At 60.3% G+C, this 25071-nt stretch carries 26 protein-coding genes; 16 read left to right on the top strand and 10 right to left on the bottom strand.

Translation table 11 applies throughout. The features are described from left to right. Positions 1–38: 38 nt before the first annotated feature. Both FHT97_RS04735 and ybaL read right to left on the bottom strand, forming a co-directional pair. The gene (locus FHT97_RS04735) at positions 39–422 is read right to left on the bottom strand and encodes a hypothetical protein (RefSeq protein ID WP_183860240.1); all 384 of its coding nucleotides are present in this window, start codon (positions 420–422) and stop codon (positions 39–41) included. Positions 423–476: 54 nt separating this feature from the next. Next, positions 477–2294 carry a YbaL family putative K(+) efflux transporter gene (gene ybaL / locus FHT97_RS04730; RefSeq protein ID WP_183860238.1) on the bottom strand — a complete coding sequence of 606 codons (1818 nt, stop codon included), beginning with the start codon at positions 2292–2294 and terminating at the stop codon, positions 477–479. Positions 2295–2328: 34 nt separating this feature from the next. On the opposite strand from ybaL, the gene FHT97_RS04725 reads away from it, so the two are divergent. Then, complete coding sequence (locus FHT97_RS04725) at positions 2329–2637, top strand: transcriptional regulator (RefSeq protein WP_183752712.1); 309 nt, start codon at positions 2329–2331, stop codon at positions 2635–2637. 81 nt (positions 2638–2718) lie between these two features. On the opposite strand, the gene FHT97_RS04720 is transcribed toward FHT97_RS04725, so the two are convergent. Continuing rightward, the gene (locus FHT97_RS04720) at positions 2719–3087 is read right to left on the bottom strand and encodes a hypothetical protein (RefSeq protein WP_183860236.1); all 369 of its coding nucleotides are present in this window, start codon (positions 3085–3087) and stop codon (positions 2719–2721) included. A 205-nt stretch (positions 3088–3292) separates the two neighbouring features. After that, on the bottom strand, positions 3293–4726 hold the full coding sequence (locus FHT97_RS04715) for a glycosyltransferase family 39 protein (RefSeq protein ID WP_183860234.1): 1434 nt from the start codon (positions 4724–4726) through the stop codon (positions 3293–3295). Positions 4727–5371: 645 nt separating this feature from the next. Here FHT97_RS04715 and FHT97_RS04710 point away from each other — a divergent pair. From FHT97_RS04710 to FHT97_RS04650, 13 genes are all read left to right on the top strand, one after another. Beyond that, entirely contained in the window at positions 5372–6985 is a 1614-nt protein-coding gene (locus tag FHT97_RS04710) for a globin-coupled sensor protein (protein ID WP_183860758.1), read from the top strand. A 63-nt stretch (positions 6986–7048) separates the two neighbouring features. Continuing rightward, entirely contained in the window at positions 7049–7345 is a 297-nt protein-coding gene (locus tag FHT97_RS04705) for an STAS domain-containing protein (RefSeq protein ID WP_183860232.1), read from the top strand. Next, on the top strand, positions 7342–7707 hold the full coding sequence (gene cheY1 / locus FHT97_RS04700; RefSeq protein WP_007530053.1) for a chemotaxis response regulator CheY1: 366 nt from the start codon (positions 7342–7344) through the stop codon (positions 7705–7707). The genes FHT97_RS04705 and cheY1 overlap by 4 nt, the downstream gene beginning before the upstream one ends. Before the next feature lie 17 nt (positions 7708–7724). Beyond that, the gene (locus FHT97_RS04695) at positions 7725–10007 is read left to right on the top strand and encodes a chemotaxis protein CheA (RefSeq protein ID WP_183860230.1); all 2283 of its coding nucleotides are present in this window, start codon (positions 7725–7727) and stop codon (positions 10005–10007) included. Between the two features lie 4 nt (positions 10008–10011). Further along, a complete protein-coding gene (locus tag FHT97_RS04690; RefSeq protein WP_183752702.1) occupies positions 10012–10479 on the top strand; it encodes a chemotaxis protein CheW in 468 nt (155 codons plus the stop codon). After that, positions 10476–11387, top strand: coding sequence for a protein-glutamate O-methyltransferase CheR (cheR, locus tag FHT97_RS04685; RefSeq protein ID WP_183860228.1), 912 nt, complete (start codon positions 10476–10478; stop codon positions 11385–11387). Before FHT97_RS04690 ends, cheR begins: the two co-directional genes overlap by 4 nt. Further along, positions 11384–12427 carry a protein-glutamate O-methylesterase CheB gene (gene cheB, locus FHT97_RS04680; protein WP_183860226.1) on the top strand — a complete coding sequence of 348 codons (1044 nt, stop codon included), beginning with the start codon at positions 11384–11386 and terminating at the stop codon, positions 12425–12427. The genes cheR and cheB overlap by 4 nt, the downstream gene beginning before the upstream one ends. Then, positions 12427–12816 (top strand): response regulator, encoded by a 390-nt coding sequence (locus FHT97_RS04675; protein ID WP_007530058.1) that lies wholly within the window; start codon positions 12427–12429, stop codon positions 12814–12816. Before cheB ends, FHT97_RS04675 begins: the two co-directional genes overlap by 1 nt. Beyond that, the gene (gene cheD / locus FHT97_RS04670) at positions 12813–13367 is read left to right on the top strand and encodes a chemoreceptor glutamine deamidase CheD (RefSeq protein ID WP_016552743.1); all 555 of its coding nucleotides are present in this window, start codon (positions 12813–12815) and stop codon (positions 13365–13367) included. Before FHT97_RS04675 ends, cheD begins: the two co-directional genes overlap by 4 nt. Positions 13368–13384: 17 nt before the next feature. Continuing rightward, a complete protein-coding gene (locus FHT97_RS04665) occupies positions 13385–13777 on the top strand; it encodes a hypothetical protein (RefSeq protein ID WP_016552744.1) in 393 nt (130 codons plus the stop codon). Positions 13778–13887: 110 nt separating this feature from the next. Continuing rightward, complete coding sequence (fliF, locus tag FHT97_RS04660; RefSeq protein ID WP_183752696.1) at positions 13888–15579, top strand: flagellar basal-body MS-ring/collar protein FliF; 1692 nt, start codon at positions 13888–13890, stop codon at positions 15577–15579. Between the two features lie 375 nt (positions 15580–15954). After that, positions 15955–16701: a helix-turn-helix transcriptional regulator gene (locus FHT97_RS04655; protein ID WP_114711407.1), complete on the top strand. Its 747-nt coding sequence runs from the start codon at positions 15955–15957 to the stop codon at positions 16699–16701. A gap of 12 nt (positions 16702–16713) precedes the next feature. Beyond that, entirely contained in the window at positions 16714–17460 is a 747-nt protein-coding gene (locus FHT97_RS04650; protein WP_183860224.1) for a helix-turn-helix transcriptional regulator, read from the top strand. An 18-nt stretch (positions 17461–17478) separates the two neighbouring features. Here the strand turns inward: FHT97_RS04650 and FHT97_RS04645 are convergent, their stop codons facing one another. The 6 genes from FHT97_RS04645 to motA all read right to left on the bottom strand — a co-directional run bounded on the left by FHT97_RS04645 (position 17479) and on the right by motA (position 22669). Then, the gene (locus FHT97_RS04645) at positions 17479–17919 is read right to left on the bottom strand and encodes a hypothetical protein (protein ID WP_183860222.1); all 441 of its coding nucleotides are present in this window, start codon (positions 17917–17919) and stop codon (positions 17479–17481) included. A gap of 4 nt (positions 17920–17923) precedes the next feature. Continuing rightward, positions 17924–19003, bottom strand: coding sequence for a flagellar biosynthesis protein FlhB (flhB, locus tag FHT97_RS04640; RefSeq protein WP_183860220.1), 1080 nt, complete (start codon positions 19001–19003; stop codon positions 17924–17926). 129 nt (positions 19004–19132) lie between these two features. After that, a complete protein-coding gene (gene fliG, locus FHT97_RS04635; RefSeq protein ID WP_183860218.1) occupies positions 19133–20173 on the bottom strand; it encodes a flagellar motor switch protein FliG in 1041 nt (346 codons plus the stop codon). A 29-nt stretch (positions 20174–20202) separates the two neighbouring features. Continuing rightward, positions 20203–20787 (bottom strand): flagellar motor switch protein FliN, encoded by a 585-nt coding sequence (gene fliN / locus FHT97_RS04630; RefSeq protein ID WP_183860216.1) that lies wholly within the window; start codon positions 20785–20787, stop codon positions 20203–20205. A 64-nt stretch (positions 20788–20851) separates the two neighbouring features. Then, on the bottom strand, positions 20852–21790 hold the full coding sequence (locus tag FHT97_RS04625; protein WP_183860214.1) for a FliM/FliN family flagellar motor switch protein: 939 nt from the start codon (positions 21788–21790) through the stop codon (positions 20852–20854). A gap of 6 nt (positions 21791–21796) precedes the next feature. After that, positions 21797–22669, bottom strand: a complete 873-nt coding sequence (motA, locus tag FHT97_RS04620) for a flagellar motor stator protein MotA (protein WP_007796569.1) — start codon at positions 22667–22669, stop codon at positions 21797–21799. Positions 22670–22919: 250 nt separating this feature from the next. Here motA and flgF point away from each other — a divergent pair, with 250 nt between their 5' ends. Together flgF and fliI are read left to right on the top strand one after the other, a co-directional pair. Further along, positions 22920–23654, top strand: coding sequence for a flagellar basal-body rod protein FlgF (gene flgF, locus FHT97_RS04615; RefSeq protein WP_016552754.1), 735 nt, complete (start codon positions 22920–22922; stop codon positions 23652–23654). Positions 23655–23668: 14 nt separating this feature from the next. Next, on the top strand, positions 23669–25060 hold the full coding sequence (gene fliI, locus FHT97_RS04610; RefSeq protein WP_183752684.1) for a flagellar protein export ATPase FliI: 1392 nt from the start codon (positions 23669–23671) through the stop codon (positions 25058–25060). Positions 25061–25071: the final 11 nt, after the last annotated feature.

The following is a 25071-nucleotide window of genomic DNA, read 5'->3' as shown; positions in this document are numbered from 1 at the left end:
TGTCTTAAAAGCCATGGAAAGCGCCGGAGGGCGCGCATTCATGCCGCGGCCGCAGGCGGGCCGTGCGAATCGTAAGCCTTCGCATCGGCGGCACGAAGCTGCGGGTGGAAGGCGACGGGATATGTAGGCTCCACGAACGAAAGGAGCGCAATTCCGGGGATTGCTCCGACTGCGGCGTTGGCGGAATCGTAAGGAATATATTTCGGTGCCGCTTTGCGCTCGGCGGTCAGAATACCGCGGACGGCGTCTCGCACGCTGAGCTGCAGCGGCTGGCCATCCTTGCTGGACGAGGAGACAGAGTTCGGGCCGCGCGTCGGGCCGATGACAAGGTTGCCACCGAACAGCAGGCCGAGATAAGCGAAGACGGCAATGACCAGAGAAATCGCAACGCGACCGCTCATGCGGCGTGCGTCGAGCCTCATCTCGTGGTCACCCAAATTTTCGGCCTCGTACCGGTTCAACGGCGCAAAAGTCTCTCATTCTTTGTCGGGAGAAGGCGCTTCCTTGGCTGCAATTGTAGCAGTCTCGGCCTCGTCTTCATAGCGCACACTGTCATGATGCACTTGAGCGAGCCGGTCAACCATGCCCATGGCAATTTCCCGTTCGCCCATGATGACGGTATCGGCGCCGTATTCCTTCAGTTCCTCGACCTCGGCGTCCGAATGCGCACGCGCGACAATCAGGATGGACGGGTTGATGTCGCGGCCCTGTTCGGCGATGCGGCAGGCCTCGAAGGCATTGGGGATGGCGATGACGAGGCTGCGGGCGCCACCGATGTTGGCAAGGTCGAGCACCTCGCGCGATACAGCATTGCCGCTGATTGCCTCGATCCCTTGATCCCTGAGTTCTCCAATGCGCTTGTCGGAGTCCTCGATGACAAGGAAGGGCGTACCTGAAGATTTCAGGTTTTGCCCGACGATGCTGCCCACACGGCCGTAACCGACGAGGATCGCGTGCCCCCGAAGCGCCGTCGGGTGCACATCGTCTTCTTCTGCCGCGGGCTCGTCAGCCGGCTCTGGTGCCGTCTCAGCAGTCAGCTCGGCGACAGGCTCTTCCCGCTTGCCACGCTCCAGCATCGGGCGCAGACGATCGCAGACGTAGAAAAGCAGCGGATTGAGGATGATCGAGATGATCGCGCCCGCCAGGATGAGGTCGCGCCCTTCCTCCGGCAGCAGGCCGAGGGCGACGCCAAGCGTTGCCAGGATGAAGGAGAATTCGCCGATCTGCCCGAGGCTTGCCGAAATCGTCAGCGCCGTGCCGACGGGCTTGCGGAACAGCAGTACGATCAGGAAGGCGGCGATGGATTTGCCGATGACGATAATGAAGATGGTTGCAAGCAGCGGCAGCGGCTTGTCGACCAGGATGTTCGGATCGAACAGCATGCCGACGGAGACGAAGAAGAGAACCGCGAAGGCATCGCGAAGCGGCAGGCTTTCCTGGGCGGCCCGGTGGCTGAGTTCGCTTTCGGCCAGAACCATGCCGGCAAAGAAAGCGCCAAGAGCCAGCGAAACGCCAAACATCTTCGAGGCGCCGAAGGCAACGCCGAGCGCAATGGCAAGCACGCCGAGGCGGAAGAGTTCGCGCGATCCGGTGTGCGCGATGCGGTGCATCGTCCAGGGAATGATGCGCCGCCCGAAGACCAACATCAGCCCAACGAACAGCGCGACCTTGATCAGCGTCATGACGATAATGCCGCCGATGCCGAGATCGAGGCCGAAAATTCGGCTGACAGCGGCTGAGAGCGGCTCGACGGTCGCATGCTCCCCACCGCCGATGCTGGCCGCGGCCGGGATGAGAACCAGCGCCAGCACCATGGCGAGGTCCTCGACGATCAGCCAACCCACCGCGATCTTGCCGCGATCGGTTTCGATCAGCCGTCGCTCCTGCAGCGCCTTCAACAAGACGACCGTCGAAGCGACGGAAAGAGCGAGTCCGAAGACGAGGCTCCCGCCCGTCGGCCATCCCATCAACGCCCCCAGTCCCCAGCCGAGCAACGTCGCAAATCCAATCTGCACGATGGCGCCCGGAACGGCGATCCCGCGAACGGAGAGGAGATCCTTGAGAGAAAAGTGCAGCCCGACGCCGAACATCAGCAGGATGACGCCGATTTCGGCGAGTTCAGGAGCAAGGTTTTGATCGGCAACGTAGCCGGGGGTATGCGGGCCGACGAGCACGCCGGCAATGAGGTATCCGACCAAGGGGGGCATGCGGAGCCTGTTGGCAAGCGCGCCGAGGATGAACGCAAGCACGAGACCTCCGACGATCGTCGAAATCAAAGGTGTGTCGTGCGGCATCACGTTCTCCTGTACTGGAAATCCCGGTTCAATTATGACATATATGGCTTATATCAACCAATATGGGTGGTTTGACATTATGGGTCAAGGCGCGAAGGAAACAATTCTGACCCCGGCACTCTGCCGGGCCGCTCGTGGATTGCTCGACTGGACGCAACTCGATCTGGCAGAGCATGCGGCCGTGTCGCGCAGCACCATCCGCGACTATGAAGGAAAGCACCACGAAATCCACCGCGCAACCGAGGCGCAGTTGCGGCTTGCTTTCGAAAACGGCGGCGTCGCGTTCGTGGATGTCGAAGGCATGGGGATCTGCCTGGGCCTGTCAGCGCCAGACGATCGCTAGATGTTAGCCTCACGAGGTTGTCCATGCCGCTTCCCGGCAGGGACCTTCGGTGCGGTATAAGGGGCACGCCGCGCCGGACCGTTAGCCGGAAGCGAGTGTAATGTCGCGAATGGCCTCCCAGTGGTCCAATGGTGCGGAGCCGAGTTCAAAGCAGACCGATACGTGACCGTCAGGCAGGTCAATGACAAGCTGGTGGAAATTGCCGTATCCGATCACGACGAAGCGCATGCCGCCACAATCGAGGTCGCCGCGTTGGCGCGCCAGCTTGAGCAGCGTGGGATTGACGAACAGTTCCTCGTATTTGTCCGATTCCGATGCAGAGGCGCCAGCCACCTGCGATTTCTGTCGCGAAACCAATTCGCCCCTTCGGTAGAGGGCGACATAGCGGATCCCATCGGACACCTCGAAAATGCGATCGATCAGCAGTGCGTCGGGCGAACTGGATGGCATGTCTCGCTCCCTCTTCGCTGGAATGTCGGTCGGCTGCGAAGCCTAGCGCTCAAGAGAATCGTGTCAATGTCAGCCCCGACGGGTGACTACATCAGCCTCCGGTCGCTGGCCGTTGCGCTTAGCGACCTCTCGGCAAGCCCTTTACGCAAATGACAGCGATAGCTCCTCCAGCCGAGGCCTTGGCGTCCGAAACCGATATACTCACTCAACGCGGTTGGTTAGGTACCGCAAGGCAATTCGGTGAAATCCGGTAAGCGAAGATCGTCTTGCCGCGATAGTAGCCTTCCGCCGGCTGCCAGCTCCGGACGAGTTCAGGCGCTTGCGCACAGTCCACCGGATGGATCGTTATGTAGAGCACGTTGTCCGCGATTTGACTCGGCAGCGCGAAGGTCTGCTCGTAATAGTTATCAGGCGCGTCGACCGGTGGCTTCGCATAGATGTGGACAGGATCGTTCCGCAGCGTATGGAACATGTCCGCCAGAAGGTCGCGGCTGTCGCTGACGATCACCGGTGTCGCCGACTGCCGCGCCAGCTCGCCGGCCTCGCGGCTTATCGCACTGCGGCCCAGGTAGCGCTTCATGACTTCGCTGCCGTTCGGCAGCACCAGCTGATGTGCAAAGACCGCGGCGAGGGGAAACAGGAGGCTGGCCGTGCCGTTGATCGCGAGCGATAAGCGCAACCCCTTCGGCCAGAGGCGGTCAAGCACCCACACAGCAAGGATCGTTCCAGCAACATAGGCGGTCACACCCCAGTTGGCGTAGGCCTTGGCGACCAGTGCCTGAAGCGTGATTAGCAGCACGACCGGGATCGACAGCCAGATCAGCAACCGTTCCTGCGGCTCGCTCTCCCCCTTGAGCGCACGCGCAACGCCCCACAGCATGGCGAAGAAGATGATCGGCCCGACAACGCCGAATTGCGCGGCGAAGAATTCGAGGCCACCGCCGATGTCAATGCCGAGCTTGCTCCAGTGTGCGATGTTTGTCGTGTGCCGGACGGTCGTGGCGTCATGCGCAAGGTTCCACCAGAGATTCGGGGCGGCGACGGCGAGGGCAACAATCACGGACAGAAAGAAGTCGCGCCAGGCGATCCGCGCGTTTGGAACAAGGATGAGCGCGATCAGCCCGCCGGGGACGACGAAGAGGATGGCGTATTTCGACAGAAAGGCGCAGCCGAACGCAAATCCCATCAGGAGAGCGAGACCGACAGAGCGCTTCTCGGTCAGGCCGAAATAGGCCCACAGCGCCACAGTCAGGAAGAAGAGAAGGACCACATCGGTGGAAAAGAACACCGATGAAAGGGCAACGCCCGGCAGCGTGATGAAGGTGGCGCCGGTCCAGCCTTCAATCTTTGGTCCGACAAAGCGCTTCGCCGTCTTCATCAGCACAATTGCCGTCGCCATATGGATCAGCGGTCCGCTGACCCTGATCCAATAGATCGATGTCGATCCGGCGATCTCGGTCATCACGCGAATGACCCAGGCGATCATCGGCGGTTTCGAGTAATAGCCGAAATCCAGATTCTGCGACCAGAACCAGTACTGCGCCTCGTCGACGAAGAGGTCGGTGGTGTCAAAATGAAGGGTGAGAACTCGCCAGAGTGTCACGCCAAGGATGATGAAGAGGCCAAGTCTGGCAGACATGAACGGAAATTCCGCTGAACGCAAACAGTAGTCGAGCCGAGGTTTAGCGCGCCGGCGTGCCGGGCGCGTGGCTGGTTTCTACTGGCGTATTATGGAAATTCAAAGAACACGGAGGGCGATTTGGCCGCGGGTCGCTTCGATGCGGTCCAGCAGCGTAACGGCTGCGAGAACAGCAATTGCGAGGAAGCACGACCCCAATCCGAGAACAATCATTGCCCAATCCTTCTGACGTCATGTCACGGTTATTTTCGGGGCTATAGCACAAAGCTTGCGCCGGACTTGTAGCAGCGCGGCAACGCAAGCCCAGTAATTCGTAGATGGTTATTAGGGTCTGCCGGAAAGTCGACATTCATAAAATACGCATTAACCTTCAGGCAAGGAATTAACCATAAACATTGCATGACACGTCGGAATGGGAAAACTCACTCGTTCCCACCAGGCATGACGCCGCACCGCCGTACCGGTCAATCCGGAATCCATCTCTTCAAGTAGCTCCGAAGTAGAAACTACTGATCGGGAGGCTTCAGGCCGCCGGCGGCCGCCGGAGGCAAGCCATCAATCAGCAGTGTGCCTGCCGCTCGGAGCGGTAGAATTATGACGGGCACCCGCCCGGCATGTGGTTGGGGGCAGGCGTTGGGGCAGGAAATGCCATCAGATCAGGCACGAGGAGCGCAGGCAGGCAGCTTGCGCGACAGGCTGCGTTTTGCCGGTCTCGATGCCGAGCACTGCGACCTGGTGCGGCGTCGCCGCCTTGATCTCCAGCAATACCTGGCTGCTGGTCTGCGCGATCTTTTCCAGCGTTTTCAATCGTTTCCCGATGCGGCCCGGAACTTCGAGAGCGAGCGCCAGGTTGAGCGGCTCCACGATCTCCAGGCGTCACACTGGGACGTTTTGACGGATGCACGCTTTGACAGTCTTTATGCCGAGCGCGTGAAGGTTCTCTCGGATTCCGAAAGCAAGATGGGTCTTGACCCGCGCTGGCATGTCGCCGGCCATGGCGTCGTTCTCGAGCACATCATTGGCGGCCTCGCCGGCGAGCTCGCGGGACGTTCCTTCCTGCCGAGCGGCCGCCGTCGGGCAAAGGAAATCTCCGACCTCATGACCGCGGTCGTCCGCCTAGTGATGGTCGATGTCGAGATTGCAGTATCTTTGCGTTTCAATGCCTTGCGGGCTAGCCAGCAGCGCGCCCTTGCCGATCAGCGCAACCATGACAAGGCCGATATCACCCGCGTTTTCGCCGATGTCATCAACGGTCTTGTCAATCGCGACCTGACGGTCAGGGCAAACGTTGAGGAAGAGGGTGCCCATCGGGACATCGCGCAGGCACTCAACGGCGCCCTCGATGCCATTCAGTCCGAATTCCAGTCGATTGCCGAAAAGACTGCGGCCGCGGAAGCGTCGGTCGGGACGCTTGGCGATTCATCAAAGCAGTTTGCCGGCAATGCCTCCGCGCATGCCCAGCGGCTGCTCTCATCTGCGGCCGCCCTTGCCGATCTCTCGGAGAGCGTACGTCACGGTGCCGCGGGCAGCCGTGCTGCGGAGCAGGCGGCAGCGTCGACGCGCACGGCAGCCGAAGAGAGCGGCCAGGTCGTCGGTCGGGCAATCGCCGCCATGGCGGACATCGAGCAGTCGGCCGAAAGGATCGGGCAGATCATCGGAGCGATCGACGAGATCGCTTTCCAAACCAACCTTCTAGCGTTGAATGCCGGCATCGAAGCCGCTCGCGCCGGTGATTCCGGACGCGGCTTCGCGGTCGTGGCCCAGGAAGTGCGCGCCTTGGCGCAGCGTTCCGCGGATGCTGCGCGGGAGATCAAGACGCTTGTAAGCACCACCAAATCGCAGGTGGGTGCGGGCGTCCAAATGGTCGGCCGAACGCAGGATTCCATTGGCAACATCGTTCGTCAGGTCACCGACATCAACGCGGCGATTGCGGCGGTCGCCAATCAGGCGGGCGAGCATGCCGCAAACCTTGATCTGGTGACGACCGACGTCAAGGATCTCGGTGTTCAGATGACCGGCAGTGCTGCCTCGGCGACACAGTCCGCGGAACGCGCCGACGACCTGCATACCGTCATTGTCGAACTCGGCCAGACGATCCGCGAATTTCGAATTGCACGGCAAAATGCCGAAGCTGCGCGCTCTGCGCCGCTGTTGTCGGCGACGCTCGATGTCAGACGCCCTGTCGACGTCGTGGCCGAGGAAGACGATTTCGGATTTGTGCAGCCCGTCGCCTCGGTCGGAGGGCGGATTGTTTACTAACACACCAGTATATGAGCCCTGCTCACCTTCGGTGAGTGGGAACGAGGAGACAAGGACGAGCTGATGGCGGCAAGAAAAACTGGGAAGACGCTGAACCTGTCGGCGGTGCTTGATCTGAACGAAGCGACCACGCTTCGCGACAAGCTTGCTGCGTTGCGCGGCAACGATCTGGCCATCGACGCCTCTGCGGTTGAACGCGTCGGTGCGCTCAGCGCGCAGGTCCTGATGGCGGCTGCCAAAACCTGGGACCAGGACAAGCTGGCCTTCAAGTTCAGCAAGGCTTCGGACGCATTTCAGAAAACCATGCAGCTGATTGGTGTCGATATCCACCATCTGCTTGCCAAGGAGATCCGGCAATGAAGAAAAAAGTGCTTACCGTGGATGATTCACGGACCATCAGGAACATGCTTCTCGTCACCCTCAACAATGCAGGGTTCGAGACAATTCAGGCGGAAGACGGCGTCGAAGGCCTCGAGGTTCTGGAAGAATCCAACCCTGACGTCATCGTCACTGACATCAACATGCCGCGCCTAGACGGCTTCGGCTTTATCGAAGGCGTTCGCCGCAACGACAAGTACCGCGCGATCCCGATCCTGGTCCTGACAACCGAAAGCGATGCGGAAAAGAAGAACCGCGCGCGCCAGGCCGGTGCCACCGGCTGGATCGTCAAGCCGTTCGACCCTGCCAAGCTGATCGATGCCATTGAGCGCGTAACCGCTTAAACCCAGGATTTTCTCCTATGGATATGAACGAAATCAAAGAGATCTTTTTCCAGGAGTGCGAGGAGCAGCTCGCCGAACTGGAATCGGGTCTTCTGAAAATGAATGATGGCGATCGCGATCCGGAAACCGTCAATGCGGTGTTCCGTGCCGTCCATTCGATCAAGGGCGGCGCTGGCGCCTTTGGTCTGGATGATCTCGTCGCTTTCGCGCATGTGTTCGAGACCACACTTGATTGCGTTCGTTCCAACAAGCTTGAGCCGACCCAGGATGTCCTGAAGGTCATGCTGAAGTCGGCAGACGTCCTGGCCGATCTGACCAATGCTGCCCGCGATGGCGGCAGCGTCGATGAAAGCCGCAGCCGCGGCCTGGTAAAGGAACTGGAAGCGCTCGCCAACGGCGAGCTGCCGATGCCTTCCGCAGCCGTGGAAGCTCCAGCAGCAAAGCCGGCGCCGGTCGCCGCACCGGTTGCCGCCACTCCAGCACCCAAGCCCACCGATGATAGCGGCTTCCAGCCGATCCCCTTCTCCTTCGACGATTTCGGCGACGAAGAGGACGGTTCCGATCTGCCCGCCTACGAAATCACCTTCAAGCCGCGCTCGGACCTTTATTCGAAGGGCAACGACGCAACCCTCCTGCTGCGCGATCTCTCCCGCCTCGGCGAGATGAGCGTCTATTGCAACATGGATGAGCTTCCCGGCCTCGACGAACTCGATCCGGAAGCCGCTTATTTCTACTGGAACGTCACGCTCAAGACCGACAAGGGCGAGGACGCGATCCGCACGGTCTTCGAATTTGCCGAGTGGGATTGCGACCTGCAGATCTCTGCCGTCGAGGAAAAGGCGGCTGCCGCCGAGACCGAAGAACTGCCGATGATCCCGGTGCCCTTCGACCTGTCGATCCTCGACGACGGCGCGACCGGTGCGCCGGCCGAGCAGCCGAAGTCCGATGTTGCTGCCGCGGTTGCCGCCGCCGAAACAGCGTCCAACGTCACGCAGATGGCTGCTGCGGCTGCTCGCGTCGAGAAGAAGGAATCGGCTGCCGCTGCTGCCGCAAGTGCAGCTGCCGCCGCCCAGAACAACGCCGCTGCCGGTGCTGGCCAGACCATCCGCGTCGATCTCGACCGCGTCGACCGCCTCATCAACCTCGTCGGCGAGCTCGTCATCAATCAGGCGATGCTCTCGCAGAGCGTCATCGAAAATGACACGACCGGAACGTCATCCATCAACATGGGCCTCGAGGAGCTGCAGCAGCTCACCCGCGAGATCCAGGATTCGGTCATGGCGATCCGCGCCCAGCCGGTGAAGCCGGTCTTCCAGCGCATGTCGCGCATCGTCCGCGAAATCGCCGACATGACGGGCAAGACGATCCGCCTGATCACCGAAGGTGAAAACACCGAAGTCGACAAGACGGTTATCGACAAGCTGGCCGAGCCGCTGACGCATATGATCCGCAACGCCGTCGATCATGGCATCGAAACGCCGGAGAAGCGCGCTGCCAACGGCAAGAATGTTGAGGGTACGGTTCGCCTGACGGCAAAACACCGCTCGGGCCGCATCCTGATCGAACTGGCCGACGACGGCGCGGGCATCAATCGCGAGAAGGTGAAGCAGAAGGCGATCGCCAACGAGCTGATCCCGGCCGATGCCAACCTCACGGACGAGGAAATCGACAACCTGATCTTCCTGCCGGGCTTCTCGACGGCCGACAAGATCTCCGACATCTCCGGACGCGGTGTCGGGATGGACGTCGTCAAACGCTCGATCCAGGCGCTCGGCGGCCGCATCAACATCACTTCGCGGCCGGGGCAGGGCTCTGTCTTTACCATGAGCCTGCCGCTGACGCTCGCCGTTCTCGACGGCATGGTCGTCACTGTCGCCGGCCAGACGCTGGTCGTGCCGCTGACGGCAATCGTCGAGACCCTGCAGCCGGAAGCGTCCGCGATCCACTCCTTCGGCGCCAGCCATCGCCTGATCTCGATCCGCAACAGTTTCTGCCCGTTGGTCGATGTCGGTCGCATCCTGAACTTCCGGGCCACCCAGGCCAATCCGGTGGAAGGTGTCGCCCTTCTCGTCGAATCCGAAGGTGGCGGTCAGCGCGCCCTCATGGTCGATGCGATCCAGGGCCAGCGTCAGGTCGTCATCAAGAGCCTTGAAGCGAACTACACGCATGTTCCGGGCATCGCTGCGGCGACCATCCTCGGTGATGGCCGCGTGGCGCTTATCCTGGACGTCGATGCGGTCGTCGGCGCTTCGCGCGGTCAGGCCTTGAAGCCTGAAATGTCTCTGGCAGCAGCGGGATAGCATCATGTCTTATGCCGCAAAAAATCTGAGCGCCGGCAGTCGCGAGTTGATCGCCTTCCGCATCGGCGATCAGGAATTCTGCGTCGACATCATGTCGGTCCGCGAAATCCGAGGCTGGACGCCGGCCATGGCCATGCCGCACTCCCCATCTTACATGCGCGGTGTGATAAACCTTCGCGGTGCCGTCCTACCGATCATCGACCTGTCGGCGCGGCTCGGCATGAAGGCCACCGAGCCTACGCAGCGTCATGTCATCATTGTCGCGCAGGTGTGCCGCAAGGTGGTTGGGCTGCTCGTCGAAGCGGTATCCGACATCCTGACGGTGACGGATGAAAATGTGCAGCCGACGCCGGAGATCGCTTCCGAACTGCAGCGGCAGTTTGCGCGCGGCATCCTGGCGATCGACAAGCGCATGATCTGCCTGCTCGAACTCGACGCAATCTTCCCCGATACGGAAAGCGAAGCTGCATGAATGTCATGAGTGCAAAAGACGTGCGGCAGGGAAGCCCGGACGAGGTGCTGGCGAGCGGCGAGTATCCGCTGACTCGTCGCGACCTCACGGAAATCGCCGCGATGATCTACTCGGACGCAGGCATCTTCCTGAACGAGACGAAGGCCTCGCTCGTCTACTCGCGTCTGTCGAAGCACATCCGCAACCTCGGCCTGTCCGGATTTCGGGAGTATTGTGCACTCGTCTCCTCGCCGGCCGGCGCGGCGCCGCGTCGCGAAATGCTGTCGCATCTGACGACGAACTTCACGCGCTTCTTCCGCGAGAACCACCACTTCGAGCATCTTCGCGAGCATGTGCTGCCGGAGTTGTTGCAGCGCGCCAAGATGGGTGGTCGGGTCCGCATCTGGTCGGCCGCTTCCTCGGATGGCCAGGAGCCCTATTCGATCGCGTTGACGGTTCTGTCGATGATGCCCAACGTCGCCGACTACGACTTCAAGATCCTAGCCACCGATATCGATCCGAAGATCCTGGCGATTGCCCGCGCCGGAGCGTACGATGAGAGCGCGCTTGAAACCGTGTCGCCTGCCATGCGCAAGCAGTGGTTCAGCGAAGTCGAGGTGCAGGGCCGCCGCAAGTTCCAGGTCGATGACCGCGTCAAGCGCCTGATCACCTACAACGAGCTGAACCTGATGGCGCAGTGGCCGTTCAAGGGCAAGTTCGACGTCATCTTCTGTCGAAATGTTGTGATCTATTTCGACGAGCCGACTCAGATGAAGATCTGGTCGCGCTTCGCCGAATTGATGCCGGAAGGCGGCCACCTCTACATCGGCCATTCCGAGCGCGTCTCCGGCGACGCCAAGCACGTCTTCGACAATATCGGCATCACGACCTATCGCTATACGACCAAGGGCGTGGGGAGGAAGGCATGAGTGCACAGGCACGTGTTCTTGTCGTCGACGACTCCGCCACCATGCGTGGCCTGATCACCGCAGTTCTCAGCGCCGATCCCGAGGTCAACGTCATCGGCCAGGCCGGCGATGCCCTCGAGGCCCGCGAGGCAATCAAGAAGCTTAATCCCGACGTCGTTACCCTCGACATCGAGATGCCGAACATGAACGGCCTCGACTTTCTTGAGAAGATCATGCGGCTCCGCCCCATGCCCGTCATCATGGTTTCGACGCTCACCCATCGCGGCGCCGATGCCTCGCTGGCGGCGCTTGAAATCGGCGCGTTTGATTGCGTCGGTAAGCCGCTTCCGGGTGATGCACGCCCGTTCGGCGATCTCGCCGAAAAGGTGAAGGCAGCCGCCCGTTCGCAGCGCCGCCAATATACGCAGCCGACGCCGGTTGTACCGCCCCCTGCGGTTGCCGACTTTCGCGTCGGACGCAAGATTGTCGCCATCGGTTCGTCGACCGGCGGTGTCGAGGCGTTGATTGCCGTGCTGCAGAAGTTCCCGGCAAACTGCCCGCCGACCGTTATCACACAGCATATGCCGCCGACCTTCACGAAGAGCTTCGCGGAACGCCTGAACCGCCTTTGCGCGCCGGTCGTGCAGGAAGCAACAGACGGGGCACGTCTGGAGATCGGCAAGATCTACCTTGCCCCGGGCGGCGAACGCCATCTGCAGGTTGTCAACGCTCACGCGCCGTGCTGCCGCCTGATCGAGCGCGATCCGGTGAATGGTCACCGGCCGTCCGTCGACGTGCTGTTCGACTCGGTTGCCGAACTGGCGGGCCGCAACGCGGTCGGCGTGATCCTCACAGGCATGGGTCGCGACGGTGCCGCCGGCCTGTTGAAGATGCGCCATGCCGGCGCGCGTACGCTTGGCCAGAATGAAAAGACCTCAGTGGTCTACGGTATGCCGAGGGTCGCCTACGAGCTCGGCGCCGTCGAGCAGCAATTGCCGTTGAATGCCATCGGCGAAGAAATTTTGAAAATGACAGCCGCCCGAAAGGAAGGAACTGACTAATGTCTATCGCAGAGAAAATCAAAGTTCTGATTGTCGACGATCAGGTTACCAGCCGTCTGCTGCTCAGCGACGCTCTGACCCAGCTCGGCTTCAAGCAGATCACGGCCGCCGGCGACGGTGAGCAGGGCTTGAAGATCATGACCCAGCAGCCGCATCACCTCGTAATCTCCGACTTCAACATGCCGAAGATGGATGGCCTCGGCTTCCTTCAGGCGGTTCGCGCCAACCCGGCGACGAAGAAGGCGGCTTTCATCATTCTGACGGCACAGGGTGACCGCGCCCTCGTCACGAAGGCAGCGCAGCTTGGCGCCAACAACGTTCTCGCCAAGCCCTTCACGATCGAGAAGATGAAGGCGGCTATCGAAGCCGTATTTGGAGCATTGAAATGAATCTCGAGGTTGCGGCCCGCCGCGTCAATATCATCCAGGGCGAATGGAAGGTCCTGAATGATCCGAACGCGGTTCTGACGACCATCCTTGGATCGTGTGTGGCTGCATGCCTGCGAGATCCCGTGGCAGGCGTTGGAGGAATGAACCACTTCCTCCTGCCGGGGACAGGAAACACGCCGATGACGGGCGGCGACGCCACGCGCTATGGCGTCCATCTGATGGAATTGCTGATCAACGGCCTCCTGAAGCAGGGCGCGCGCCGCGACCGCCTAGAGGCCAAGATCTTCGGAGGGGCGAAGACGATCTCGACATTCTCGAATGTCGGCGAACAGAACGCCGCTTTCGCCGTGCAGTTCCTGAAGGATGAAGGCATTCCCGTCGTCGGCTCCAGTACCGGTGGTGACCACGGGCGCAAGCTCGAATATTGGCCCGTTTCCGGGCGCGCTCGGCAGTACCCGTTGACGGGTGCCGAAACGCAGAGAACGGTCGCGCTCGAGCAGCGTCCGGCCGCTCCGCAGAAACCTGTCGAAACAAGCATCGAATTCTTCTGAGGGCGAGGACAGTAGTAATGACCGTGAATGCCATGACAGAGCAGCCGTTGCCGGCCGAAGCCCTGCCTGAGATCCTGATGCGCATCGTCTCGGAATTGCATGACGTCGCCTACCTGATCGAGCGGATCGAGCCGCAACTCCTTGACGTTGGAGGAGGCGCCGAACTGCTGAACTCGCCGGAAAGCATGAAGGTCATGCAGGGCATTGACCTTGCCGTGCAGAAGACGCGCGGTCTCGCAGAATTCATCGACACCATCACCGGTGAAATCCCGCAGGACTGGGCGGTCGATGTTGCGACTGCATTGAGCCTCGTGAAACTCAGTGAAATGCAGCGTGCCCTGGGTGGTGCCAGACGTCATGGCAACGTGCAGCCGCTGGCGAAGGCAGCCGGAGACTTCGACTTCTTCTGATCCCGCATTTACTCGCACGATTTTACGAAACGCTCGCACAAGTTTCGGCATCTATCGTCGGACATGAGGCAATAAGCCTGCTTTGTCGGTGACGGTCGTGCGAGAACAGAATGAATCTGTTAAATCAATTAGTTCAAATTTTTAAGAACTTCAGTTCGCTAGGGCGGAATCGCCTGTTGGCGCTGGCTGGCGTGGGCGTCGTTTCTGTCGCGCTCATCCTGGGGGCGGCCCTTTTGGTCAATAAACCGGCCCAGGAAACCCTTTATGTCGGGCTTGATCAGCCGGATCTGAACCAGATCAGCATGGCGCTTGCCGAGGCAAATATCGGCTTCGAGGTAGGAACCGACGGCTCCAGCATCACGGTTCCGGCCGGCATGACCGGCAAGGCACGCCTCCTGCTCGCCGAGCGCGGTCTCCCGAACAGCGCCAACGCTGGCTACGAACTTTTCGACAACGTCGGCTCGCTCGGCCTGACGTCGTTCATGCAGGAGGTCACGCGCGTCCGCGCACTTGAGGGTGAGATTGGCCGAACGATCCAGTCGATCTCGGGCATCACCGCAGCGCGCGTCCACATCGTCATGCCCGAAGTCGGAAACTTCCGCAAAGCCGAGCAGAAGCCGACCGCTTCCGTCATGATCCGCGCAAGTGCCGCGACAGGCCGCACGGCAGCGACATCAATCCGTCATCTGGTTGCATCAGCTGTTCCCGGTCTTGATGTCGGCGATGTCACTATCCTCGATTCCGCCGGACAACTGCTCGCCTCTGGCGACGAGGCCAGCAACAGCTCGCTGAACCGCTCCCTGAACATCGTTCAGAACGTCCAGGGCGAAGTGGAATCCAATATCGACAAGGCGCTCGCACCGTTCCTCGGCATGGACAACTTCCGCTCCAGTGTCACCGCCGAACTGAATACCGACGCACAGCAGATCCAGGAAACGACCTACGATCCGGAATCGAAGGTCGAGCGCTCGATCCGCACGACCAAGGAAGCCTCGCAGTCGCAGCAGAAGCAGTCCGACAACGCGACAACTGTCGAGCAGAACATTCCGCAGGCAGCGCCCGACTCCGGCGGCCCTACCGGCCCGGAATCGCAGGACAAGTCTGACAAAAAGGAAGAGCAGACCAACTACGAAATCAACAGCAAGACGACCGCCACGACGCGCAACAGCTACAAGATCGAAAAGCTCTCCATCGCTGTCGTTGTCAACAAGGGCCGCATTGCTCAAATGGTCGGCGAGCCGGCTGACCAGGCGAAGATGGATGCCTACCTTGCTGAAATGCAGAAGATCGTGGCATCGGCAGCCGGCATAAGCACCAATCGCGGTGACGTCGTCACCGTCACGGCCATGGACTTCCTGGAGAACCAGCTTCTCGAGGAAACGGGCGGTGGGGTTCGCGTCATGGATATGTTGAGCCGCAACCTCGCCGGCATCATCAACTCTCTCGCCTTCGTCGCGGTTGCCTTCCTGGTGATCTGGATGGGTGTACGACCGATGGTTCGCAGCGTGACGGGCAGTGGTGCCGCCGTCCTCGGCGACACCTCGCCGGAAAGTGCTGGACTCGAACTTCCAGACTTCGCTCCAGCAGCGGGCGGTGGCGCCGGTGGCGCGCTGATGGATGGCTTCGGCTCGGACTTCGGCTTCGACAGTACCGAAGACCTGCTCAGCCTTGGCGACGACGACGGAAACTTCAATCGTCGCGTCAAGGAAGGTCCAGAACGCAAGCTGGCGCGCATGGTCGAGATCAACGAGGAACGCGCTGCGAAAATCCTCAGGAAATGGGCGGTCGACAACGCCGCATAAAGAGAGGCCGGGAGACCGGCCTTTTTCTTTGTCTACGCCTACACGGCGATCCTAGTCATCTTTTGCCATCGGTCGAATGCGGGCATGAAGATTTCTGAGGATAGACTTGACAGAGGCCGGATGTAGCCACGCGTTTTACGCGAATCGTATTGTCAGAATTCCCCGAATCACTTTAAATTAAGAATTCCTTAACAAGCGGAATTTGCGTGCGAATCAGGGCACAAAAAGCAGGTAATGTAAATCCCAAGAACTCGGAGATGGTGCATTATGCTACCTATCGTAATCTTGGGTGATTCGCGGAGAGGTCGTAATTTGTTCAGGAGCATGCGGATCAAGCTTCTGTCGTAAGTGGTTTACAGCCGCGGGGTTTTGCCTATGGATATGCATATATTGCAGGCTCTCAAGAGCGATACGCACAAGGCAAACTTTGTTGGCATTGCAGCGACAAACCTCTCTTCACGTGACGAGCTGATCGCGCAGCTTTGTGAGATCTCAAGCACGGGACGGTTGCAGCCGGGGCTGCGGGCGCTGACCGATTATGTCGGCGCTTCGCATTATCTCCTGGCGCGAGCGGACCTGGTGCAGGAAGCCGGCCTCGACTTCGTGGTCTCCTCCGACTGGCCATTCGATCTTGTCACCAACCTGGCGCATGCCTTCGTTGGCGGCTTCGCCCGCGCGACGGAGCTCGAAAAATGCATGCTGCTCTTCCAGCCGCATTTCGCCCTCCTACCGGATGAGGCCGACGCGCCTGATGGCGCGAGCCGTCAATACTGTTCGCTGATGTTCAACATCGGCCGTTCGCGCCTCGTGCTGATGTTCCTGTTTGACGACGGCTTCATCCTGTCACAGGAGCGGCTGCGGGACGTGGGACTTTTAACGGCTTACTTCGCAAGCTTCCTGCAGTGCGGCGCCACCAAGGCTGACCGGGACTTCGAACTGACCGATCGCGAACTGGAGTGCCTTTTCTGGATCGCCGAGGGAAAGACCAGCGACGAGATCGCGATGATCCTCGGTATCTCCCGCAACACCATCAACAACTACATCACCAGTGTCATGCGAAAGACGGCCACGAAGACTCGTTCCGAGGCCATCGCATTCGCGGTCAGGAATAATCTCGTCTAGGGGGACGGCGTTATGGGGCAGTCATCCGGTCGCTCGATGGGACATTCAGAAACGATGCGCGCGGTGCGCGTCAACAAGGTTGCGAGCCGATCGGACCTGTTTCCACGCCTGATCGGCATGCAGAAACTCGCCGACGCTCAGAATTTTGCGGTTTACCGCATCAGCGGCGCGGGCGTGCCAGGAAAGCAGCGGCTGGTTTGCGAACTGGAGAACTGGGGTTCGACGCATAGCGGCTTCAGCCGCGCATTCGTCGACGCGCATGGCGAGGCGCTGCTCGATCATATCGAGAAATCGCTTCTGCCGGTCGTATGGGCCGGCGGGCTTGATCGCGCTGCCCCAAGACCTGCCAGCATTGCCCCCTTCATGACGCGCCTGAAGGACGGCCTGCTGCCGTTCTCGGGCATAGCTTTTCCGGTTCGCCTCGGTGCCGTCGGTAACGGCTTCATCGTCTTCACGGGCGATGATCTCGAACCAGCTAGTGATATGATCGTCGAACTGCATGCGAGGTCCTGTCAGGTCATGATCGATCTGCTCTCGCTCGACGAGCGCAGAGTGGCGGCCGCCGAAGCTCTCAGCGAACGCGAGATTGCCTGCCTGCAGCTTGCTGGAGACGGGCGTATCAGCGAAGAGATCGCCGACAAGCTTGGCCTCTCGGTGCATACCGTCAATGCCTATCTCGGCTCGGCGACGATCAAGCTGGATTCGGTCAACCGAATCCAGGCGATCGCGAAGGCCATTCGCCTCGGATATATCAGCTGATATGAGGGCGAGGGCGTCTTAGCCCGCCAGTGCCCGCAATGCGTCGACGTTATAGCGCGCGTCGCGCAGGCTCCGCTCGAGGAAAACGGTGTTTTCGTCCGGATCAGCAGATGGATCCTGGAACGCGATGTGGTTGATCTCGATGCCGGCATGTTGCTCGGCGAGCGTCAGCTGTGCGTAAATCGTGACGCCGCGTGGCTTGATTTCGAGGTCGATCACCACTTCAGGCTTGCCGCCCCATTCAAGCGTATAGCTACCGCCATGGCCAAAATTGACCGTGCCGGGGTGGAAGAAGAGCTCCGCAGCTGACGATACCAGATCGGAAAGATTGCCATAGTACTCGAAGCGCAGCAGCGAGATGAGGTCCGAAGCGTCCAGAAGCCTTAGTTCGGTGGCTACCGGGCTGATGGCTTCCGCCAGGATTTTTTCACGCTGGGTAGAGTAGGGGCATTTTTTCATTCGGCTATCTTACCCGTTTGTTCTTGGCATGCGTCGCGTAAACCCGATGGATGAGCTCCGCGACTGCCTTGTAGAATACAGACGGTATGACACTATCGACCGAGACTTGCGCAAACATGGAGCGCGCAAGAGGCGGGTCTTCGAAAACCGGAATCCCGTTCTTTTCCGCGATCTCTCTGATTTTCAACGCAATTAGATCCTGGCCCTTGGCGACGACGACAGGCGCGTCGTTCTCCTCGCGCACGTAGCGCAGGGCGACCGCAAAGTGCGTCGGGTTTGCAATCACGAGCGTGGCGCGGTCGACATTGGCAATCATACGGCGGCGGGCCCGGTCGCGCATCAGCGAGCGCTGGCGGCTCTTGACGAAGGGGTCGCCTTGCGACTGCTTGTTTTCTTCCTTGACCTCGTGCCGCGTCATCTTCAGTTCGGTGAACCAGTGGTAGCGCGTCCAGAAGAAGTCGGCGATCGCGACGACCGCTGTGGCGATCAGAACGACGATCGTGATCTTCTGCATCGACGTCATCATGCGGGTGAAGATCGTTTTCGGATCGGAAAACATCGCATCGATGGCGCCGAAGTATTCGCTCTTCAGCACGAAGAACATCACGACACCGACGATCACGATCTTCGTCAGCGATTTGCCGAACTCGACGAGGCCGGGCAGGCTGAACAACCGCGACCACCCCTTGGCAGGCGAGATACGCGAGAACTGCGGCCTGATTCGCTCGAGCACCGGCGTCGGCAGGTTCTGAGCGATGGACGCGCCGACACCAAACACCATGAACAGGATGAAGGCGGGCGCAAGCAAGGTCGCCGAAACCCAGCCGAGGTGAACGAACAGCGAAAGCGCGTCCGGCCCCGTTTCGAGCTTCCATTGGTCGGGTTGCTCGAAAATGTCCTTCAGCGCCTCCCCGACCTTACTCAGCCCGCTCGGCAGAAAGAAAATGATGTAGATGAAGGTGGCAAGAACAGTGGCAAAGAGCGGCACCTCTCGCGAAAAAGGGACGTTACCTTTCTCGGCAGCGTCACTTTTCTTTTTCGCTGTCGGGTCTTCTGTTTTGCTGTCCTTGTCGTCGTCGGCCAAGGCCGAAGCCCTCCATCAAAAAGAAATGGCCGCGCCAGGGCGCGGCCTTTCCGGAAGGGTATCTCCCTTTCGTCGCCGCGATCAACCACGGTGACCGGGAGGAGACGCTTCGTGCACAACAACAGCGGCTTAAGCCGCTGCCGAGTCTTCCGCCTCGGTCTCCTTGAGCTGGATCTGACCGGAATTCGACAGGCGAATCGCTTCCTGGGCGATGGCGCGGCGCGCGATCGCGATCTCGCGCGGGTTGATGCCAGCCGTTCCGCTCTGCAGATCCGATTCGATCATGCGGCGCTGGCGCGGGCTGATCGAGGCGAGAACCGCTTCGCGCATTTCGGTGGACGAGCCACGCAGTGCCATGGTCAGGATGTCCGCCGAGATATCGTTGAGCAGCATGACGCGGCTGCGCTGCGGCATGAGCATGAGGTCGTCGAAGAGGAAGATCTTCGGGCGCACCTTGTTGACCGATTCGCGGCTGATCGATTCGAGCGAGGTGAGCAGGGTATCGACCTGCGGCTTGTCCATCTCGTTCATCAGTTCGGCAACCTTCGTCGAGCCGATCGAGTTCTTCTCGGCATCGATCTCGGCCAGCAGGGTCATCACCTGCTTTTCGATGATCTGCGCGGCCTTTGGGCTGACGGACTTGAGATTGACCGTGCGGTTCATGATATCCGCACGGCGGCCATCCGGGATCTGCATCAGAACCTTGGCGCCAAACGACGAGGGCATCATCGAGAGAATGTAGGCAACAGTCTGCGGGTGCTCGCGCAACAGGAACTTGCCGATGAAAGCCGGATCGCCTTCGCCGAGGCGGTCCCAGATCGACGTCTCGTAGGCCTGGAACGTCGTGCGACGGCCAAGCAGACTGTCGACCTCGTCAGGGGTCAGGCCTTCCTCGAGAATGCTTTCGATCGCCTTGGCGTTGTCCATGAGACCCGCACCTTCGGTGAACAGGTCCTCGAATTCCGCGACAAGTCCAAGCAGCTCATCCGGTGGGATGGCGCGCAGCGTTTGCGCCGAGTTGATGATCGTTTGCAACTCGGCCTGCGTGAAATACTTCAACAGCCTGCCGGCGACCCCTTTCCCCATTGCGAGGAGAACGGCCGCCGCCTTTTCAGCCTGGGTCAACGGTTTCTCGGCTAGAGCGCCGCCGAAATCGTCAAAGTCCATCATGGTCTAACCTCTCCGTCCCTGCACCGGGATCAGGCTTTTTTCGTACTCAAAACTTCTATCAGCTTGACGCCAAAACGCGTGTCGTCGTTGTCCAGAACGGTGATCTCGCCGCGCGCGATCTTGCGGCCGTTCACCATGATTTCGACCGGTTCGCCGATCTTCTTGTCGAGCGCGATGGTTGCGCCTTCATTCAGGTTCATCAGGCCGGCAACCTGCATGCGGCTGCTGCCGAGCATGATTTGAACGTCGATCGGAATATCCATGATCAGGTCGAGGTTCGACTGCATGGCGCTGCCAAGCGGCGCCGGCTCGGACGCGATCGCACCGAAAGAGCTGTCGCCGAAATCGGAAGAGCCGCCAAAGTCGGATGTTGCGCCGAAATCGCTTCCACCGAATGCGGAATCGCCGGCGGTATCCTCGAAATCGCCGCCAAAGGTCGACAGATCGGTGCTGCCGCTGAACGCGTCGCTCTCACCTGCGAAGTCCGGCAGGCCGCCGTCCGCGTCGGTCTTCAGGACGCCGCGCAGGTCATCGATAGCCTGATCAAGCTCGGCCTCGTTGCCCGGGAGCTCCGTTGAAAGGTCGCTGGTCTTGGGTGTCTTCTTCGTCGCCATGAAATCACTATTCCAGTTGAAACTTGCCTCAAGCTGCCGTGCGGCGGCTCGGTTGGAAAATGGGCTAATTCATCAAGTGGCGGATGAGCTCGTCATCCGAGTTAATCGTATCCTTGACCCGGACGGTGTAATTCTCGCCCGAACGTCCAAACTCGCAGATGTACAGTTCCTTGCTGTTGGCGCTGACTTCGACGCGAACGTCGCCGCGGTCATAGAAGGGGATAACGTCGCCGGCAGCGAGCTTTGAAATGGTCCTCAGCGTCAGGTCCTGCAGACGGATTTTGGCGTTGAGCGTTACCTGCGAGCGGCGCACCTGCTCGCTGAGCTGGTCGGTCCATTCCGCGGACTTTGCCGACTGTCCCTTGGCTTTTGGAGGCGCCACCGTCGTCTTCAACAGGGCGGCCTGGGGTACGATCAGCGAGAAATCCGAAGTGATGCCGGACAGCGTGATCGACATGTTGATTGCGGCGGCAAACTCGTCGGGTTTGTCCTCGGCGGGCTTGGTTCGCGTTTCGAAGGCGTAGGGGAACTCCATGGCAGGCTCGAATCCACCGGGCGCGTTCACCGCCGAGCGGAGAACATTGGCGATCTTGTCGAAGACCATGACCGCGAGTTCGAGCTCGATTATGGAGAGCAGGCGGTCGGCCGGCTGCTCGACTGTCCCGGCATCCGCACCCAGCAAATGCTCCATCAGCGTGATGACAAAGCTGTTGCCGCAGGCGAGCGTGATATTCTGCGACCAGTTGCGGAGTGTCGCGTCGACAAGCGTGGTGTTGCCGCCCAGGTCGGTAATCAGGTCGTTCTTGTGCCCGCTGTCGCAGCCGAGATAGGTGACTTCGACGTCCAGGTTGGTCTCGCTCTTGATGACGTCCGGCAGGAAGGCCGTATAGACATCGCCGAATGCGCCGCAGATCTTCTCGATGGTAGCCTTGTCGCCGAGCCGGCCAGTCAGCTTGGCAAGAAGGGCTTCATCCATGAGGGGTTTCTTGAGGATAGCGTTCATGACCGTTTACGCCGCCTTGTTCTCGCCGCCGGGGTTCATCATTTCCTGCTCGACGGCGTCGATTGACGGACGTTCGTAGGCCGAGATGGTCTTGCGGCCGTATTCGAGCGCAACCTGCGGCACCGAGCCGTTCATGTAGGCAAGCAGTGTCTGCTTGACGATGACATAGAGGCGGTGCTGCTTGTTGCGGACGATCTTGATCTGAGAAACGATCGGCGAGCAGACGCAATAAGACAAGAGAATGCCGAGGAAGGTGCCGACGAGTGCCGAGCCGATCAGGTGGCCGAGAACTTCGGGCGAATCGTTGATGTGCGCCATCGCCTTGATGACGCCGAGAACGGCGGCGACGATACCGATCGCCGGGAAGGCGTCGCCCATGGTCTGGATCGCGTGATAGGGCTTCATCTTGTCGTGAAGGATCGTGTTGATCTCTTCGTCCATGAGCGCTTCGATCTCATGCGAACGGGCATTGCCGATGATGATCAGGCGGACGTAGTCGCAGATGAACGCCGTCAGTTCCTTGTTCTTCAGGATCGTCGGCGCGGATTGGAAGATCGAGGATTCGGCCGGATTGTCGATATGGGCTTCGATCTCGTTGCGCGATTTCGTACGAAGGTCGCGCATCAGGGAATAGAGGACACCAAGCGTATCGAGATAATTCCGTTCCTTAGGGACCGTGTGCTTGAAGGCTTCGCCGAGCGCCTTGCCGGAATCCTTCACCACCTTCATCGGGTTGCCCATGACGAAACTACCGAGGCCCGCGCCGCCGATGATGACGAGCTCGAAGGGCTGCCAGAGCGCTTCGACGTGACCGCCCATCGCCATGAAGCTGCCGATGATGCAGCCGCAGGTAATCACAAATCCGATAATGATATTCATCGTCAGTCCAAACCTGATCGTTATTTTCAACCCAAGGGATAGGGCTGCTGGCTTGCGTGAGGCTGATGGTTGCCCCTGTAAACCAAGCTTTTGCATGCCAGCTTCGCGCAAGCATTTGCTGTCAGCTTGTCGGTGACGAATGGGCATCCGTGCCCGTTTCTGAGATGCCGCCTCAGCGAGATCCGTGGTCGAACCGACTGCAAACACCCGGATCTCGTACCGTTCATCGCCAATGCAGGAGCCTATCGGGATGCAATCTGGTCTTTATGTTTCTTTGTCGTCGCAGATCGCACTCGAACGTCGCCTCACAACCATCGCCGACAATATGGCGAACGTGAACACGACGGGCTTTCGCGCGACGGAGGTGAAGTTCGACGAGATGCTTGGCGAAACAGGCAACAAGATCAATGCCAAGATCGCCTATGTGTCACAGGGCAACGACTATCTCTCTGGTGATAGCGGCGAGCTCGAGCACACCGGAAACATGCTGGACTTCGCAATCAAGGGCGACGCCTGGTTCTCGGTGGACACGCCGGCCGGCAAGGTTCTGACTAAGGACGGCCGCTTCACCATGAAGGATAACGGCGAACTCGTTTCGGTCCGCGGCTATCCGGTTCTCGATGCCGGCGGTGCGCCGGTGACGCTCAACACGGCTGCCGGCGAGCCAAAGGTCGGCGCCGATGGGCTGATCTACCAGGACGGCAAGCAGGTCGGTTCGCTGGGTCTCTTCGAGGCCGATATCAGCAAGGGTTACCTGCGCTATGAAAACAGCGGCATCATGACGACGGAGCAGCCGCGCGCCGTGACCGATCGCTTCAACGTCGGCGTCCAGCAGGGTTACCTGGAAAACTCCAACGTCAACGCCATGCGCGAAATCACGCAGCTGATCGAAGTCAATCGCGCCTTCGAGAGCATGACGTCGCTTTCGAAGGACAGCGAAGCGTCGTTCAGCGAAGCGATCAAGACGCTCGGCGGCAGCCGCTAATCGAGGTCTGACGCATGGGTAATACGCCGCTTACCGAAGCCGATCTCTCACCGAAGCTCGCGCATCTTGCCGGGCTCGTGTCGCGCTACTCGAATCCCGATTTTTCGGTCGCCGCCGGCGGCCATGTCCAGACGATCGCGGCCGGCCACTACACGGTCACCGGGCTGTCGCGCCATGTGAGGCTCGGCGAGTTCGTAGCACACAAATCGTCCACCGGTATTCACCTCGGTGAGGTCGTGCGTGTTGAGCCGGAACTGACCTATGTCTGCCCGATCGAGCCGGGCGAGCCGATTGGCATCCATGATACGGTCATCCGCAAGGGTGCCTTTCGCATTTCGCCTGATGACAGTTGGTGCGGGCGCACGATCAATTCGCTGTGCGAGCCGATCGATGGGCTCGGCCCCATCGTAGAAGGGCTCGGCCGCCGCTCCATTTCGAACACCGCGCCGCCTTCGATGACGCGAAAGCGCGTCGAGAAAGGCTTCAAGACAGGCGTTCGCGCCATCGACATTTTTTCGCCGCTCTGCCTCGGCCAGCGTCTCGGCATTTTCGCGGGTTCAGGTGTTGGTAAATCGACGCTGCTCTCGATGCTGGCGCGCGCCGACGCCTTCGACAAGGTCGTCATCGCCCTGGTTGGCGAACGTGGCCGTGAAGTACGCGAGTTCATCGAGGACACGCTCGGCGCCAACATGAGGAAGGCGATTGCCGTCGTTGCGACGAGCGATGAGAGCCCGATGCTGCGCAAGATGGCGCCGCTGACCGCCGTCACCATTGCCGAACACTTCCGCGATCAGGGCGACAATGTGCTCTTGATCGTCGATAGCGTCACCCGATTTGCCCACGCCATCCGCGAGGTTGCGACCGCATCCGGCGAACCGCCGATCGCGCGCGGCTACCCTGCTTCTGTTTTCACCGAGCTGCCACGTTTGCTGGAGCGCGCAGGTCCCGGCCCGGAGGGCACGGGGACGATCACCGCGATCATCTCGATCCTCGTCGATGGCGACAACCACAACGACCCGATCGCCGACTCGACCCGCGGTATCTTGGATGGTCATATCGTCCTGCAGCGCAGCCTGGCGGAGGAGGGACGCTACCCACCAATCGATCCGCTGGCCTCGATCTCGCGCCTCGCGCGCAAGGCCTGGACCCCGGACCAGGAAAAGCTCGTGTCGCGTCTGAAGACGCTCATCCACCGCTTCGAGGAAACCCGCGACCTTCGCCTGATCGGCGGCTATCGGCAGGGCGCCGATCCTGATCTCGACATGGCGGTCAAGCAGGTACCGATCATTTACGATGTTCTGAAACAGTCGCCGGGCGATGTCGATTCGCAGGATGCCTTTGCCGATCTGGCTGGGGCCCTGAAAGCGGCGGCCGGCATCGGCGGCCAGCCGAATATCCGCAGGTAGAGAGGCGTGAC

The organism is Rhizobium sp. BK399 (genome assembly GCF_014194695.1).
In the GTDB taxonomy this organism is placed as follows: domain Bacteria; phylum Pseudomonadota; class Alphaproteobacteria; order Rhizobiales; family Rhizobiaceae; genus Rhizobium.
Note: the sequence above shows the minus strand (reverse complement) of the source record. Positions and strands in the feature narration are given on the sequence as shown.